12 protein-coding genes and 3 pseudogenes are annotated in these 15,961 nt (G+C 43.9%); all 15 read right to left on the bottom strand.

The annotated features are described in order from the left end of the window. Positions 1–199: 199 nt before the first annotated feature. Positions 200–964: a polyprenyl diphosphate synthase gene (gene uppS, locus J3U76_RS08980; RefSeq protein WP_208005637.1), complete on the bottom strand. Its 765-nt coding sequence runs from the start codon at positions 962–964 to the stop codon at positions 200–202. 75 nt (positions 965–1,039) lie between these two features. Then, entirely contained in the window at positions 1,040–1,597 is a 558-nt protein-coding gene (gene frr, locus J3U76_RS08975) for a ribosome recycling factor (RefSeq protein ID WP_208005636.1), read from the bottom strand. Between the two features lie 576 nt (positions 1,598–2,173). Further along, on the bottom strand, positions 2,174–2,902 hold the full coding sequence (gene pyrH, locus J3U76_RS08970) for a UMP kinase (RefSeq protein ID WP_208005635.1): 729 nt from the start codon (positions 2,900–2,902) through the stop codon (positions 2,174–2,176). A 70-nt stretch (positions 2,903–2,972) separates the two neighbouring features. Next, positions 2,973–3,851, bottom strand: a complete 879-nt coding sequence (gene tsf / locus J3U76_RS08965; RefSeq protein WP_208005698.1) for a translation elongation factor Ts — start codon at positions 3,849–3,851, stop codon at positions 2,973–2,975. Positions 3,852–3,959: 108 nt separating this feature from the next. After that, positions 3,960–4,685, bottom strand: coding sequence for a 30S ribosomal protein S2 (gene rpsB / locus J3U76_RS08960; protein ID WP_208005634.1), 726 nt, complete (start codon positions 4,683–4,685; stop codon positions 3,960–3,962). A 481-nt stretch (positions 4,686–5,166) separates the two neighbouring features. After that, positions 5,167–5,967 carry a type I methionyl aminopeptidase gene (map, locus tag J3U76_RS08955; RefSeq protein WP_208005633.1) on the bottom strand — a complete coding sequence of 267 codons (801 nt, stop codon included), beginning with the start codon at positions 5,965–5,967 and terminating at the stop codon, positions 5,167–5,169. A gap of 208 nt (positions 5,968–6,175) precedes the next feature. Further along, complete coding sequence (locus J3U76_RS08950) at positions 6,176–7,459, bottom strand: O-antigen ligase family protein (RefSeq protein WP_243454163.1); 1,284 nt, start codon at positions 7,457–7,459, stop codon at positions 6,176–6,178. Then, positions 7,449–8,834 carry an undecaprenyl-phosphate glucose phosphotransferase gene (locus J3U76_RS08945; protein ID WP_208005632.1) on the bottom strand — a complete coding sequence of 462 codons (1,386 nt, stop codon included), beginning with the start codon at positions 8,832–8,834 and terminating at the stop codon, positions 7,449–7,451. Before J3U76_RS08945 ends, J3U76_RS08950 begins: the two co-directional genes overlap by 11 nt. A 21-nt stretch (positions 8,835–8,855) precedes the next feature. Next, a complete protein-coding gene (locus J3U76_RS08940) occupies positions 8,856–9,971 on the bottom strand; it encodes a DUF1972 domain-containing protein (protein ID WP_208005631.1) in 1,116 nt (371 codons plus the stop codon). 8 nt (positions 9,972–9,979) lie between these two features. Continuing rightward, positions 9,980–11,104, bottom strand: coding sequence for a glycosyltransferase family 4 protein (locus tag J3U76_RS08935; protein WP_208005630.1), 1,125 nt, complete (start codon positions 11,102–11,104; stop codon positions 9,980–9,982). Positions 11,105–11,455: 351 nt separating this feature from the next. Continuing rightward, entirely contained in the window at positions 11,456–12,688 is a 1,233-nt protein-coding gene (locus tag J3U76_RS08930) for a hypothetical protein (protein ID WP_208005629.1), read from the bottom strand. Positions 12,689–13,012: 324 nt separating this feature from the next. Next, positions 13,013–13,472: pseudogene (locus tag J3U76_RS14485) on the bottom strand (ISAs1 family transposase); the annotation flags it as partial. A 288-nt stretch (positions 13,473–13,760) separates the two neighbouring features. Further along, positions 13,761–13,952 (bottom strand): annotated as a pseudogene (locus J3U76_RS08925) (transposase family protein); the annotation flags it as partial. 231 nt (positions 13,953–14,183) lie between these two features. Next, positions 14,184–14,999 carry a Wzz/FepE/Etk N-terminal domain-containing protein gene (locus J3U76_RS08920; protein ID WP_208005628.1) on the bottom strand — a complete coding sequence of 272 codons (816 nt, stop codon included), beginning with the start codon at positions 14,997–14,999 and terminating at the stop codon, positions 14,184–14,186. Positions 15,000–15,240: 241 nt separating this feature from the next. Beyond that, a pseudogene (locus tag J3U76_RS14480) lies at positions 15,241–15,947 on the bottom strand (ISAs1 family transposase); the annotation flags it as partial. Between the last annotated feature and the right edge of the window lie 14 nt (positions 15,948–15,961).

Raw genomic sequence — 15,961 nt, 5'->3', positions numbered from 1 at the left:
AATAAATTCGCCCCTACAAATAAACACCGGTTTTGCTTTTTCGTACAGCGCTCAGCGTAAAGCGTATGGCTGTCTGTAAACTGGATTGCCGCGTCGTTGCGCTCCTCGCAATGACGATACAACAGCATAAGCCCTTGAACTTCATTCAACATTCAACATTGCCCTTCCAGCTCTCAGCTTCAGGCTTCCAGCTTTAAATTTACGCTTTCAACAAAGCTCTAATTTGTTCGCCGGTGCAGCCGAAGCGGCGCTCTCGGCTGACAAAGGCGGCAATGGCGTCGCTAAAGGCGGCTTCATCAAAATCGGGCCACAATACCGGTGTAAAATGTAACTCGGCATAGGCCAGCTGCCAGAGCAAAAAATTACTAATGCGCTGCTCACCACCGGTACGAATTAATAAATCCACTGCCGCCAGATCGCTCATGCACATCAGGTTATTCAAATAATCTTCATTAATATCCGCCGCCGCAATCTTACCACCGGCCACCTGCTCGGCGGCTTGGCGACACGCTTGGGTAATATCCCAGCGACCACCGTAATTAGCGGCAATATTTAAGGTAAGGCCGGTATTATTGGCGGTTAACGCCTGAGCATCGGCTATTTTGCGTTGTAAGCTGTCACTAAAGCCGTCCCAGTTGCCCACCACTTTTAAGCGAATATTATTACGGTGCAGTTTTTTTACCTCTGAGCCCAGCACTGTCATAAACAGGCTCATTAGCGCACTTACCTCTTCTTTAGGGCGGCGCCAATTTTCGCTCGAAAAAGCAAATAAGGTAAGGGCATCCAAATTTAGTTGATGCGCAAAGCGCACCGCAGCCCGCACCGATTTTACACCGGCTTTATGGCCACTTACCCTAAACTTTCCACGCAGCTCGGCCCAGCGGCCATTACCGTCCATAATAATGGCCACATGGCGAGGAAGTGTGGTGTCTTTACATGCTGCCACTGTCTCGGTCGTTGGCATTTAATACGCTCCTGCACAAAGAAAAACGCCGCGCAGGCAGCCGCGCGGCGTTGGTCACTATAACCGATGTATGGATTAAATTTCCAATAACTCTTTTTCTTTAGCTGCCAGCGCTTCATCTACCTGTTTGATAGATGCATCTGTTAGCTTTTGAATGTCGTCGTGTGCACGGCGATCATCATCTTCAGAGATTTCTTTCTCTTTTAACAAGGCTTTAAAGTCACCGTTGGCATCGCGACGAATGTTGCGAATAGCCACGCGGCCTTGCTCTGCTTCACTGCGTACCACTTTAATTAGGTCTTTACGACGCTCTTCGGTAAGAGCTGGCAGCGGAATGCGAATTAAGGTACCGGCACTGTTTGGGTTTAAGCCCAAATCTGAACTCATAATGGCCTTTTCTACTGCTTTAATCATGGTGCTATCAAACACAGTTACCGCCAAGGTACGCGAGTCTTCTGTGGTGATATTACCCACCTGCTTAAGTGGAGTAGGCGCACCGTAGTAGTCTACATACACAGTGTCTAGCAAGCTTGGGTGAGCACGGCCCGTGCGCACTTTATTCATTTGGCCTTTAAGTGACTCAAGGCTTTTTTCCATCCGCTCTTTCGCGTCTTGTATAATCTCATTAATCACGGTTTTTTCCTTAAGTTATCAGCGTTAAGTAAAATCAAACCCAAAACCTATATCTGCAACGGAATCCACGGAACCCGCAGAAAAATAGAGATAAAATCTGAAAAACACCTTAATGGTTAAGAACTTACCAATAGATATCTTGGTACTTTTCGCTCTTATCTCAGCCTAATTTTTCCGTGTCCTTCCGCGTTCTTCCGTTGCAAAAAATCTTTAATCTCTTAAGGGGTCGCTTGTCCGCTTCACCCTTTAAAGCTTATCACTGTCTGTTAAATGGATTGCCGCGTCGCTACGCTCCTCGCAATGACCCACATGATTTAGATGCTTGCTTTCCTATTCCCAAGTCCCTAACCCCTGTTCACTACCCTTGAAGGATGTCATTGCGAGGTACGAAGCAATCCATTCTTCAAACCACTCGTTACTAAACCTGGATTGCCGCGTCGTTTCACTCCTCGCAATGACGAACCTTTGGGTCATTGCGAGCGCAGCGTGGCAATCCACTCTTTTCGCTCTAAGCTCTAAGCTCTAAGCTCTAAGCTCTAAGCTCTAAGCTCTCAGCTTCTAGCTTCCAGCTGTCTATTAAAGCTTGCGGCTTATTAACGTGCCTTCGGTTTCGCCCATAATGGCGCGGCGCAGTGCGCCTGGCTTATTCATATTAAACACACGAATTGGCATATCGTGGTCTCTTGCCAAGGTAAAGGCGGCTAGATCCATCACTTTAAGCTCTTTCTCTAGCACGTCGTTATAACCTAAGTGATTATACAACTCAGCATCCGGATTTTTTACCGGATCATCACTGTATACACCATCTACCTTAGTGGCCTTTAATACTACGTCGGCTTCAATTTCAATGCCACGTAAACACGCAGCAGAATCTGTGGTAAAAAACGGATTACCGGTACCCGCAGAAAAAATCACCACTTGGCCTTTGCGTAACAAACCAATGGCATTAGACCAATTATAAGTATCGCACACGCCTTCTAGCGTAATGGCAGACATTAGACGGGCATTCACATAAGCACGGTGCAAGGCATCGCGCATTGCTAAGCCGTTCATCACGGTTGCCAACATACCCATGTGGTCGCCCACCACGCGGTTCATTCCCGCCTCGGCAAGACCCGCACCACGAAACAAGTTACCACCACCAATAACAACGCCTACTTGCACGCCCAGCTCAGACAACTCTTTAATCTCTTGCGCCATACGTTCTAAAATAACGGCGTCAATACCAAAGCCTTCTTCCCCTTGCAGCGCTTCGCCACTCAGTTTAAGAAGAACACGTTTATAGGCAGGTTTAGGATTGCTCATGCTTTTGATTCCTGATTATAGAAAAACCGCGACCAAAGTCGCGGTTTAATTCATCGTCATTCAGCCGTTATTAAGCTTTAGAAGCGGCAATTTGCGCTTGAACTTCTGCAGCAAAATCTTCTTCTGCACGCTCAATACCTTCACCCACTTCATAGCGAACAAAGCTAATAGCGTCGGCGTTCGCTTGCTTCAAGCGCTCACCTACAGTAATAGAAGGATCTTTAACAAAAGGCTGACCGGTTAGAGAGATTTCACCGGTAAACTTCTTCATGCGACCTTCAACCATTTTCTCGGCAATTTCTTGTGGTTTGCCAGAGTTAACAGCAATGTCTACTTGAATTTGACGCTCTTTAGCTACCACGTCGGCAGACACGTCTTCAGGCTTAACAAACTGTGGGTTAGAAGCAGCAATGTGCATAGCAATATCTTTCGCTACTTCTTCATCACCGCCTTTCAAGTTAGCGATAACGCCAATGCGGGTGCCGTGTAAGTAAGTAGTTAGGTTGTCACCTTCAACAAACTCAACACGACGCAGGCTCATGTTTTCGCCAATTTTCGCGATCAGGTTAATCAACGTTGTTTCAACGTTCTCACCGTTTTCGTACTCAGCCGCTTTTAATGCGTCTAAGTCATTAATTTTATTAGCCAATGCAATGTCTGCTACTTTTTCACCAAAGGCACGGAAACCCGCATCTTTAGCAACAAAGTCAGTTTCACTGTTTAGCTCAACTATAACAGCAGTGTTGCCAGACTGGCGCATCAGGATCACACCTTCAGCAGCAATACGGCCGGCTTTTTTAGCGGCTTTTGCTTGACCAGACTTACGCATGTCTTCAATTGCTAACTCAATGTCGCCATTGGCTGCAGTTAGGGCTTTTTTACAATCCATCATGCCAGCGCCAGTGCGCTCGCGCAGTTCTTTTACCATGGCCGCGGTAACAGTTGCCATCATCAATATCCTCAATCTTAGTCTACAAGAAAACAGGGGCACTTGGCCCCTGTTAATCCATCACTTTCGTATGGTTAATAAAGAAGCAAGCCTAAGCTTTTTGCTTTATTACTCTTCTACGACGTAGCTGTCTTCAGCTTGCACGGCCAAGTCTTGCGCACGAGCAGCAACAACAGCATCAGCAGCCGAGCTCAGGTATAACTGAACGGCACGAATCGCATCATCATTACCAGGAATGATATAATCGATGTTATCCGGGTTAGAGTTAGTATCTACTACTGACACTACAGGAATACCTAGGTTGTTGGCTTCCTTAATTGCAATGTGCTCGTGATCGGCGTCTATAACAAACAATACGTCTGGCAGACCGCCCATGTTCTTGATACCGCCCAAAGACTTCTCTAGCTTGTCCATTTCACGAGAACGCATTAGCGCTTCTTTCTTGGTCAGCTTGTCAAAAGTACCGTCTGCAGACTGAGTTTCTAACTCTTTTAAACGGTTAATTGACTGACGAACAGTCTTCCAGTTGGTCAGCATGCCACCTAACCAGCGATGGTTAACGTAGAACTGATCACACTTGGTAGCGGCTTCTTTAACAGCTTCAGACGCTGCGCGCTTAGTACCAACAAACAGAATTTTACCTTTCTTAGAAGCAACGCTGCCTAAGTAGTTCAACGCGTCGTTGAACATAGGAACGGTTTTTTCTAAGTTGATAATGTGAACTCGGTTGCTAGCGCCAAAAACGTACGGCTTCATTTTAGGGTTCCAGTAACGAGTCTGGTGACCAAAGTGAACGCCGGCTTTCAGCATGTCGCGCATAGAAACTTGTGCCATGATTTCCTCAAATAAGTGTAGTGGGTTAGGCCTCCACACATCCCATGTCTCCAACTCAAAAGAGCACCCTAGAGCATGTGCCGATGTGTGTGTGTGTTAAAAAGGTTAGTTCGTTTAACGCCCAAAGCGTTAAACATAGCGGTAAGCTATAAGCGGTCAGTTATCAGTCAAAAACCAACACTTTCCTTTACAGTTACGGCGCGTTTTATACCACAAAACAGGCGCTAAAAGCTATAAATATTTAACGATAAGGCTAAAAACCTTCTTGCAACAAAATCCACTAAACCCGCGAAAAAATAGGGATTAGATCTAAAAAAAGCTTTTTATTGTAAGGTCATAAAGATGAGACCTTTATTGCCACACAATACACAGAAGAGCACGGGTAATACCAATAAAAATATTGATGTTTGCTTTTTTGTCCGTGGGTTCCGTGTATTCCGTGGCAGATTTAGGTTTGGTGTTTTAGGTCGAGACCCAATGCTTACAGGCTGTTTTCTGGCGTGATAAACCTCGGCAAGGTATCATCTTTACGCAGGGTTAAAATTTCGCAGCCGTCTTCGGTTACTAACAAAGTGTGCTCGTATTGCGCGGTTAAACTGCGGTCTTTGGTGATCACCGTCCAGCCGTCTTTTAGCATCTTGCTGTGGCGCTTACCTACGTTAATCATGGGCTCTATAGTAAAGCACATGCCCGCAGCTAAGGTTTCGCCGGTGCCGGGTTTACCGTAGTGCAATACTTGAGGGTCTTCATGAAACTCGGCGCCAATGCCGTGGCCACAAAACTCACGCACTACTGAATAGTTATGATCTTCAGCATGCTTTTGAATGGCCGCACCAATATCACCGAGCTGCATGCCAGGGCGCACCATTTTAATGCCTATTTCTAAGCACTCTAAGGTAACGCGGCATAAGCGCTCGGCCATAACGCTGGGCTTGCCAACAAAAAACATTTTTGAAGAGTCACCGTGATAGCCGTCCTTGATCACAGTTACATCGATATTAATAATGTCGCCATCCTTGAGCTTTTTATCCGCCGGAATACCGTGGCAAATAACGTGGTTGACTGAGGTACAAATTGACTTAGGAAAACCATGATAGTTCAGTGGCGCAGGAATAGCCTGCTGCTCATTCACAATAAAGTCATGACAAATTTGGTCAAGCTTCTCTGTGGTTACCCCCACAGCTACATGCTCTTCAATCATCTCTAGTACGTCAGCAGCCAGTTGACCAGCCACGCGCATTTTTTCTATTTCTTCCGGGGTTTTTATGACGATATTGCTCATTAGAATCTTGTCTCTATGGGTTGGCGCCCGGTGTGTAATGCGAACTTGCAGCGCAGGGCGACGGTGGAACAGCTTAATAACGGGCTAAAATTGTAACGCCAAGCGACAGAGAAAACAAAAGTGAAAGCAAAAAAGCACTCAACCCTAAGGCTCAGTGCTTTTGTAATGTGCCCACTTTAGTTAAACAGCTAAGTTAACAAGCTAATGGTTAAGGCTGTGCTAATGTAGGCAAACGCTGTTCATAAGCGCGTAACGTACTCCACAGCACAACTAACCAAAAAGCATAAACCATTACACCGCTGTTATGGCCAAAAAACACCTGCGACAAACCAAAATCCATAAAAGCCACAGGCAAAATAGCTCCTGCAGTCGCCAATGCGCGCAACTCTAAATTAGGCTCAGTCAAGTGCCGAGCAAACAAGCGCAACGGCACTAAATATAATGCTAATAACGATAATAAACCTAAAATGCCACGACGGGCAAAGTTGTCTAGGTACTCATTATGCGCATGATTATTTACGACAAACGGAATCACCTTGCCATTATCGACTAGCTCTTGCATACCTTGGCGATAGCCATTCCAGCCCCAGCCGGTAAATGGTTTTTCTGCGATCAAGATTAATGCTCCTTGCCACATTTCAAACCGTGCCCCTAGCGAGGTCGCTTTATTCTCACCACTTACATATAACTCAATGTCATTAAATGCGTGTTGTACCCTTGCCTGCACACCGGTTTGTGGCACAAAATAGACCAAAGCAACCAGTGCCAATAACCCTGCAATTATACCAAGCCGTAACTTAGCAGATAACAAGTTACCATAAGCCCGGTATAGCACTAAAAACACAAAGGGTAAGCCTATCCAACCACCACGGCTGCCAGATAATAAAGATCCCAGCGCACCAAAAACGGCACCTAATAACAGTAACAATACCCAGCGTTTGGCATTCGGCTGCATTACTGCCCAGCCTAATCCCGCCAAACAAAACAACCCAAACAGCATACTAATATTGCCAAATTGAATCACATAGGTATAACCAGTAGCTCGCTCAACACCCAACACCAACTTTTGCCAAATAGCCCAACAACCCGTAAAAAACGAGCCAATAATTAGGCCACTCCATAACCAACTTAACTTAGGCGGGTACGCCAACACAAACAATAACACCGGCACAGCAAACATAAAGCGACTGGGCCGTTCAAATGCGCTAGAGTCAGCCCTTTCCAAAAATAGCTGAATAATAAATAACAAACTATAACCGGCAAGAGCAGCCAACACCCACTTGTCTTCTGCTTGCAAATTTAGTGCTGGTCGGCGCCACAGCAAACTCACACTCGCTAACAAAAGCAATGCCGGCCCAATGCTATAACCACTGTCGACCACTAAGGCCAACGCCCCCATTAAAAAAACGGCTAAGCTCGTTAAACGTCGAGCAAAGCCCATATCTGTTAAGGCTGTATAAGTACTAAGGTCAGTTTGCCGTTCAATATGCATTTTTATTGATAAAGCCTTTAAAGATAGTCCAAAAAATAATTCTTAAATCTAGCCATAAAGACCAATTATTGATGTACCAGAGATCGTGCTCAACTCGAGCTTCCATTTTCTCGATAGTATCTGTTTCGCCCCTAAAGCCATTAACTTGCGCCCAGCCGGTAATACCAGGCTTTACTTTATGACGCTTCATATAAGACTCAACTAACTCTTTATAATGTTCATTATGAGCAAGGGCATGAGGCCGAGGCCCCACAATAGACATGCGCCCCTGCAACACATTGTAAAACTGGGGTAGTTCGTCTAGTGAAGTACGCCTTAAAAAGGCTCCTACACGCGTAATTCTGGGATCTTGTCGGCTAGCTTGAGTTACTTGACCACTACTTTCTTGGTGCACCTTCATCGTTCTAAATTTATAAACTTTGAATTTTTTACCATTCACCCCTGTTCGATATTGTTTAAACAGAATAGGCCCCGGCGAGCTTAACTTTATTAGTACAGCAACCACTAAACATATAGGGAGTATTAATACACTAATCAGCGCCCCAAGCACTATATCTTCTAATCTTTTAATTAACAGCGATAAACCACTCATTGGGGTTATACTTAAATCGAAAGAAAACTGCCCCGCCACCTCACTCATTCTATGATTTAACAACTGCATATCTTTAAATTCAGGAATAAAGCGCACTTCTACAGTTTGATGACGTAATGCGTAAAAAACAGAGCGCACTAAAGCCCCCATCTCTAAGGGAACACAAATCCACACTTCTTGTGCACCAGATTCTGCTACCCGATGAGCAAGCTTTGCTAAATCTTCATTGTTTATTTCTATATCTCTTAAACGATGTACCCCAGCAATACAATATCCTTCGGTTGGCGCGCCACGCATGCCTTTACCAACTAATTTAATATTAGTACTGGGGCCAACTAAAAAAACAGAGCGTAATGCTCGCCCCTGTAATCTTGCACGGCGTAACAGCAATTGAATAATAACTCGCATGGTACCGGACAAAATAAAAGAAATGACTAATGTCAGTCCAATCCATAATCTTGAATATCGCTCAGCAGACTGAGTGATATATATAACTGATGTTATAAGCACACCAACTATCAGCCATATTAACAATTGTCTAATTAACAAGGTAGACGTTTTAGTAATACGCCAACGATCATAAGCTCCTACTGAGTTATTAATGAAGGTGACAACCAGTATTATAATTATCAATGCTAGCCAATAACGATCATGTAGATCTACACTATCAAATCGTAATGCATTCGCTAGTAGAGCACCTACTAATAAAAAAACAGCATCAAATATTGGAATTATAAACTGAGCTGGATAATGATCTGTTATTTTACTAGTTTTTTTTGACATGAAAATCTCAGTTACAAAAAATTAATTAATATCTTTTTTAGAATACCATGATAGGAGTAGCTGCTCGTACTCCGCAAGAACCTGCTGCCAAGTAAAATATTCATAAAATTGAGTACTGCTAGCAGATTTCATCTCAGCTTGACGATTGGTATCAGCCAGCAAGCTGTCAAATAATTCGGCACAAGCCTGTTCATCCTGAAAGTACACCGCGCCCGTACCTGCCACCCAGCGATTAAAATGATTATCGTGAGCAATTACAGCACATCCAGCGCCAAGTGCTTCTACTAATGAAGGGTTTGTTCCTCCTACACGATGTCCGTGAAGATAAAAACGAGCATAAAATCGCAATGCTTGTACCACCGAGGCCTCATAAATTGCACCAGGAAAAATAACCTCATCTGACGCAGCCTCTATTACAGAACGATGAAAACTATTAACCTCTGGGGTGAAGTTTCCAAGCACAACCAGTTTATGATTACGTTTACTAAGGCTAAATGAGCGCACCATTTCTAAGAATGAATTTTCAGGTTCTGGACGAGCAATAATCACTGAAAACTGATTTACTTCTAAATCGTAAGGCTCAAGCAATGTTTTGTCAGCACTAACAACCTCGTCTCCACCATAAGGGATCATAGTAATTTTATCAGCATTTACCCGTGTAGCTAAATGCTCTTTAATTTTGGGATGATCGGCTACCAGATGATTACCTATCCAGCATCCTGCACGTTCATTTAACCAAAACCAAGTTTTAGCTATCCAACCCCATTTATCTCGGCGCCACTCAATACCATCCATATTAATGACATTAGTCTGACCTTTTAGCCGCTGCATTAAATTAAAACAGGCAGTATTATAACCCAGCGTTAAAAACAGTCCTTGTTGACTAAGCGCATGCCGTGTTGCTTTCCAATCAAATATCACAGTACCTGCTGCACCGCCACGCTTAACTGGAATATGAATTCGCTTCACCCCTTGCCATTGAGACTCATAAATTGATCCCTCACTATCTTCTTGGCAATAAACAGTAACCTGCCAACCTTTCTCTACAAGATAAAGGGATAGTTTTTCGGCAAAAGTCTCAAAGCCACCATGTTGGGCAGGTATACCGCGGATACCCAGTATAAACAGAGATCTCATATAAAAACCTAAAGCTCGTCAAAAAATAAGGCTCGAATTTGAGCCTTGTAAATAGCTAGAGAAAACTTGCTCTCGAAACGCTTCAAAGCATTCTGGCTCAGCTGGGCATAATCATCAGCCGGCATTTCGAAAGCATCGACCAGTGCTTGGGCAAGCTCAGGTACACTCGCCGCACTAAACAGTAGGCCGGACTTACCCGATTCGACTATCTCCAGTAGCCCACCATGCGCCGCTGCGATCACCGGTGTACCGAAGGAAAAAGCTTCGATGGCAACGCGCCCGAACGGCTCAGGGTTGGTCGAAGGCACCACCACATAATCGGCCCATTGGTAATGTGCCGAAGGGTCCGGGCAAAACGGCACCATTTCGATAATGTCCTCCAACCCAAGAGCTTCAATACGAGCTGCTAGAGTATCGAGCAAGTATTCATATCCCTCAAATGGGCTACCGACGATGCGTACTCTTGTACGCTGGAGCTGCTCCATAGTGAGGGTCCCCAAAGCTTCAATAAAAAAGTCCTGCCCCTTCCACTGATTAATACGCCCGATCAGAAGTAATCGGAGCGGTTCATCAACACCGATCGAGCTTTCCTCTGGCGAGAGAGCCCTCACGGCGGTCACGCCGTTATATATTACCTGTCCCGCCATACCAAAGGCCTCGCGAGTAGCCTCGGAGTTATAGATCAGCTCTACGCCGGCAAGCCGAAATAGCATGCGAAAGAGCAGCAGCTGTGCCCGCCCTGGGATCTCCCGTACATGGCAGATGATTCGTTGACTGGAAAAGCGATAGAAACAGGCTGCAACCAGTGCAGAGAACATCACTACTGTATTTATGTAGATAATCCGATGGGCAGAAAAGGTGCGCAGATAAAACAGCACACCTAACACAAGCTGCCAGACGAAGGAAAAAGGGCGTAGCAGCTCACGCTTGCGCAAGATCCCTTTGTCATAGAAGGACAGCCCAAGTCCCGGAATTTTTCTGAACTCGGCTGCCAACTCGCCATCAACCGGCAAGATTACATCGACCTTTTGACTACCTTCACTTAAAGCCTGTACTGCCGAAAGAAAACTACGATCAGAGCCATAGAGCTCCGAACCTTGATGTAAACATAAAACTGATTCGCTATCCTGCATAATTCCTTCTACAATCTTCTGATGATCCGCGCTAGATTGCTAGCTACTATTGAATTCTATTATTGAATTGCAAAGTCGAGTACAAGTCGCCTAATATGTCACACTTACTAATCTCGCAACACTCTAAATGACTTAATACTACGGTACTTATAGGAATAAAAACGGCATTTCCCAAATAAAAAAGTAGACGTAACCTTTTTTATCCAACCAACTAGAACCTTACCGATATATTAAAAAACTATCATAGATGATGTGGCTAAACGGTAAATAAAAACGAACACTGGGGTTCTTGTTGAGCAAATGACACTTTTTGAAAAAAATTCAATATTAGGATTGACCTTTCAGAAATAGTTAAAAACCTGCAGCGTAAACTCTCTTTTTTGGTAGTATAAAATAACCATCTGAAAATTGACCTTGTGGTACCGCTATCAAAATATACATGATCACCAGCAAATAAACTGGGTTCTGCAATCCTATGATGTGTGTATTAGTGTAGGCAGCGATGGAGATAAAAAAAAGTAACGGAAATGTGTTTCTTCGTGCTTTCCTTAATGTTCCCCAAAGGTAAAGTGCATAAAAGATCGAAAATATCACGGTTGAACGGAATAGCATCGCCAGATAAGTATTATGCGGATTGTAATTGCTCATGTGATAACGACCGTTCCCATCAATAAAGTCGACCGTCATCCGCTCATCAAGCGGACCATAAAATAAGCTGGATAATTGAAACTCTGTCAAATAATAGTGAATCTGTCTCAACCAGATCGAGCTACGTGCATTGGTTGCTTTCCAGAGCAGGCTGTACCAATCTGTATCTGGCATAAACGGAACCTGTGCAACAGGGTTAATTTGCAAAATCACTAGTACAATAATAAAGCCAGACATAGCTAGGAGCAGCGCCAATATTGCCAAAAACCTGTTCCATACAAACAAGTAGCTAAGGCAAGCAGCCAATAAAGCCACCATGGGTGTAAAACGGAAAGTCAGGATCATGGCCACAGCACTTAGGCCGATCATCACCAAGCGGAAACGCCCCCCTCGGTTGATAAACAGGTTCCATAACAGCAGCAGTCCACTATAAGAGTCGATGTCGGCAGTACTTCCTCCGAGACCGTAAAGGGTCTCAATGGTATAACTGCCAACGGATATAAAAAAGCTGTTCTTAGTATCATCGGGTACCAGAGATACCAAACCCAACCAGTCTAGGGAAGATAGTATGAGAAACAGTAAATAACTCAGGTTTAAACAGCGGGAAAATGCCTCAAGAGAAATTCTGAACTCTGTGAACAGAAAGAAGAGTAGCAAGAATTCCAGTGCCAAAAAACGCATATAAAGACTGTACTGCTCGAATGGGCCGCAAAACAGTAATGGAACCAGAACCAAGCAGAGAAAAAGGAAGTGGAGGTTAACCATCTGTCGTGAGCCAGCCTGGTACATTATCAGCACCAAAACCACCAACATAAACGAGAGGCTACCCACGTAGAAGGCTGCATTCCCCTCCCCAAAAATCGAAGCAACGATAAAAGAAATGAAAAGATAATAGAGCGCTAGCAACGGAGGATTATCCAGCCCGTACCGAATCACGACATCTCTCCCACATTACAACCAAATACGGCTTTAGAATCGAATCTAGCCATTTGCCCTAACCTCCCAGTGCTGAATTTAATTTCTCCTGATCACGAACCAAAACCGCCATATCATGATCGACCATGCACTCTACGCCCGGAAAATCGAGCAGCAAAGTACGGCATCCAAAACCAATTTTCCTCATATACCGCTGTGGAAAAAAACACCAATCTGATAACTTATCCCGGCCAGTAACTTGTATAGACAGGGCAAGAGCATGAAGGAAACTCTTACATTGCAATCACTTTTGAAAGATACTGTTCGTTCAAGGGCAAGGCAAGATTACGAAAGCCCTTGCCCTGCAAGGACTCGCAATAGGTATTCATTATTTCTGCCTGCTCGTTTTGCTTTCGTTTAATGCCGGCTTTAAAACTGGTGTCCGCGCTAAGTAAGTTCAGCGCAATATGTCGTATCGCAGCAAAGTTTTTCCTGCTTGTTTACGCCTGATCCGACATTTATCCTCACGCATGCCAACATCTAATCGCCAGTGCAGCTGCTATTCTATAGACCAATGAGCTCAGCTAGCTTCTAAAAGCTGCTTCGAGGTTAACTGTGCTGAACTAATGTAATAGCGAAGCGTAATGCCTGTCGCTGGTTGGCCTTTCTCTTGCCGTATGGTGGCAACAATACCCATTGTTTTTAGCTCTGGCCACTCAAAGGCAATATCACCAAGTATCGAGAGGTCGTTATTGACCAAGTATAACCTTGTTTCTACCCGACCATGCCCTTGCTCCTTTGTACTGTCGGTATCGCTTAAAAGACGGCAATGGGTGAAGTGTAAAGAGTTAAGGGACGAGAAAAACAAACAAATTAAAGCGTAGCTAGGGAGTGGAAAATAGGGAATAGTAGGTTCAAGTGTTGTCCATCTACCACTTCACTAGCTCATCCTAGTCAGCTCTCTTTTCAGCTGTTAGAGATTTTCCGCTTTACTCTTCACCAGTTTATCTTAGCTAGTCCACTTAGCTCTCACTTGTCATCACACGAGCAATCGTGTCTTGTACGGGAATGCCCTTGTTTATCAACGTAAGGCGAAGTCTCCGTATTGTTGCAGCCACTCTAAATGGTCAACGCCAAAGTCCTCTATTTCTTCCCAACCTTCAGCACCGTCAATCACCGCAACAATGGCAAGAAACAAGATATCCGACAGCTTATGCTCTACTTTCCACTGCTGGCGAGGGTCATTAATAATAGTCAAGTGGTCCAAAAGGCTGAGTCCATTCATGCCGGGAATTACCATTGAAAAGATAGTACATGATCACAGATAGCATTGATCGTCAAAGCAATCGTATAAATAACATATTTTTCTTTAATAAAGACGCAATTTAAGGTACAAAGTGGCTGTTATATTCAAAATCATACCTCGCTGTAAGCCTTGCTACATAAGGTTTTTTCACGGCCTTGTACTAGGATTATTCATCATATTGCCTTATTAAGCTGTTACATTGATATGGTCTTATATATGTGAGCTTTTTTTATCTTTCTGTAGGCTGTAATATACCTGACTATAAAACTCTCTAAAAAATGCGCCTAATACTGCTAAAAAACTAGCAAATACTATAGATAATGCCATAATTAATTTTTTGCTCGTACCTTTAGCATTCAAGCTTTGGATTGCCTTGGCTTTTATGCTACTGGGATTGAAATTTGCAACTGCCAATTCAAGACTGTCAATGGTGGTCATTAGACTCGCAGCAAGTTCACTTTCTTTCGGTGAATCAGCATTATTTAAAGCCTCGAATTTCTGTTTTGTAGAAGCTATGCGCTGTTGTAAAAAATCGACTCTTCTGGCAACCTGATTATCTTGTTCTGTTTTAAGCTGCTTCAAAATAGAACTGTGTAAAGCAGTCACTAATTCCTTATTAACTTCTGAAGATTTACTAGTAAGTACAATTAAAGCTGAGCCTTTGGGGCTGCTAATATTCATATTAAAAGGAAGCGACGGTAAGCTTTCCTGCTGTAATAAGGTTCTGACTTGCTGTGGTAGATAAACATTTTTGATCTTAGATTGTAAGCCTGTCATAGGCTCCAACTTTTTACCTACTGTTGTCTCAGCGACACTGTAAACACTGGTGTATTCGTACATTTTTGCAAGCGTAAATGCATAAAAAGAGCCTACAGCAACTACAACAACGAAGATAGCTACCATTAACTTCCAACGTTTCACTAGTATTTTAGCTAAATCAACGAACGAAATCGCATCATCGTGGTAGGAGGACTGATAGTGGGACTGGCTAAACTGAGCATCCTGCTTTTGTGGTGTCTGGTTCATGGACATCTTCTAGATAAAGTTGACGGGAAGAAAGAATAATTTTGATTTGGGCACGCTACCGCTCATTAGGCCATTCCCCACGGCCAAGTATAAGTACAAGTTATGCCTGCAAACCATTCGTATTTTGCGAAAGGTCGTAATTGCAAAACCAGTATATTCTAGTGGATTTAGGGACAAGATGAAAGCGGTGTACAAGGGTGATGCGGACTAGGGCTAGAGTAAGAGAATAAACTCTTATATTTTAATCACTTTTGAAAGATACTGTTCGTTCAAGGGCTAGGCAAGATAACGAAAGCCTTTGCCCTGCAAGGACTCGCGATAGGTATTCATTATTTCGGCCTGCTCGTTTTTGCTTTCTTTTAATACCGGCTTTAAAACTGTTGTCTACGCTAAGTAAGTTCAGCGCAATATGTCGTATCGCAACAAAGATTCTCTCCTGCTTGTTCACGCCTGATCCGGCATTCACCTTCACGCATACCAACATCTAATGCCAGTGCAGTGCAGCTGCGGTTCTATAGACCAATGAGCTCGGCTAGCTTCTAATAACTCTTTTGATGTTAACTGAGCGGAGCTAATGTAATAGCGAAGCGTAATGCCTGTCGCTGGTTGGTCTTTCTCTTGCCGTATGGTGGCAACAATGCTCATTGTTTTAAGCTATGGCTACTCAAAGGCAATATCACCGAGTACAGAGAGGTCGTCATTGACCAAGCATAACCTTGTTTCTACCCGACTATGCCTTTGCTCTTTTGCACTGTAGGTATCGCCGTCTCCACGTTGGAGCATCTCAAGTTTAAAATAGTTATCGAACGCAGCTTCTAGGCTCGGTTGGTTGCTTTTAACTAACAGTAGATAATCAGCCTCTTTGCTTACAACCTTCTTAGCTATGGCTTTCTGGCAACCCATAGCATCGACGGTAATCAAACAGCCTCTGATATTCAGCAACACTAGCTTGATACTGAATA

The organism is Oceanisphaera pacifica (assembly GCF_017498065.1).
Taxonomy (GTDB): Bacteria; Pseudomonadota; Gammaproteobacteria; order Enterobacterales; family Aeromonadaceae; genus Oceanimonas; species Oceanimonas pacifica.
The sequence above is the reverse complement of the archived record's forward strand: the minus strand, read 5'-3'. Positions and strand labels throughout refer to the sequence as shown.

What these genes read in the sequence shown, in the direction of transcription:
- uppS (WP_208005637.1), bottom strand. Translation starts at nt 964, where the DNA reads ATGCCAACGACCGAGACAGTGGCAGCATGTAAAGACACCACACTTCCT.
- pyrH (WP_208005635.1), bottom strand. Translation starts at nt 2,902, where the DNA reads ATGAGCAATCCTAAACCTGCCTATAAACGTGTTCTTCTTAAACTGAGT.
- tsf (WP_208005698.1), bottom strand. Translation starts at nt 3,851, where the DNA reads ATGGCAACTGTTACCGCGGCCATGGTAAAAGAACTGCGCGAGCGCACT.
- rpsB (WP_208005634.1), bottom strand. Translation starts at nt 4,685, where the DNA reads ATGGCACAAGTTTCTATGCGCGACATGCTGAAAGCCGGCGTTCACTTT.
- map (WP_208005633.1), bottom strand. Translation starts at nt 5,967, where the DNA reads ATGAGCAATATCGTCATAAAAACCCCGGAAGAAATAGAAAAAATGCGC.
- J3U76_RS08950 (WP_243454163.1), bottom strand. Translation starts at nt 7,459, where the DNA reads ATGCATATTGAACGGCAAACTGACCTTAGTACTTATACAGCCTTAACA.
- J3U76_RS08945 (WP_208005632.1), bottom strand. Translation starts at nt 8,834, where the DNA reads ATGTCAAAAAAAACTAGTAAAATAACAGATCATTATCCAGCTCAGTTT.
- J3U76_RS08940 (WP_208005631.1), bottom strand. Translation starts at nt 9,971, where the DNA reads ATGAGATCTCTGTTTATACTGGGTATCCGCGGTATACCTGCCCAACAT.
- J3U76_RS08935 (WP_208005630.1), bottom strand. Translation starts at nt 11,104, where the DNA reads ATGCAGGATAGCGAATCAGTTTTATGTTTACATCAAGGTTCGGAGCTC.
- J3U76_RS08920 (WP_208005628.1), bottom strand. Translation starts at nt 14,999, where the DNA reads ATGAACCAGACACCACAAAAGCAGGATGCTCAGTTTAGCCAGTCCCAC.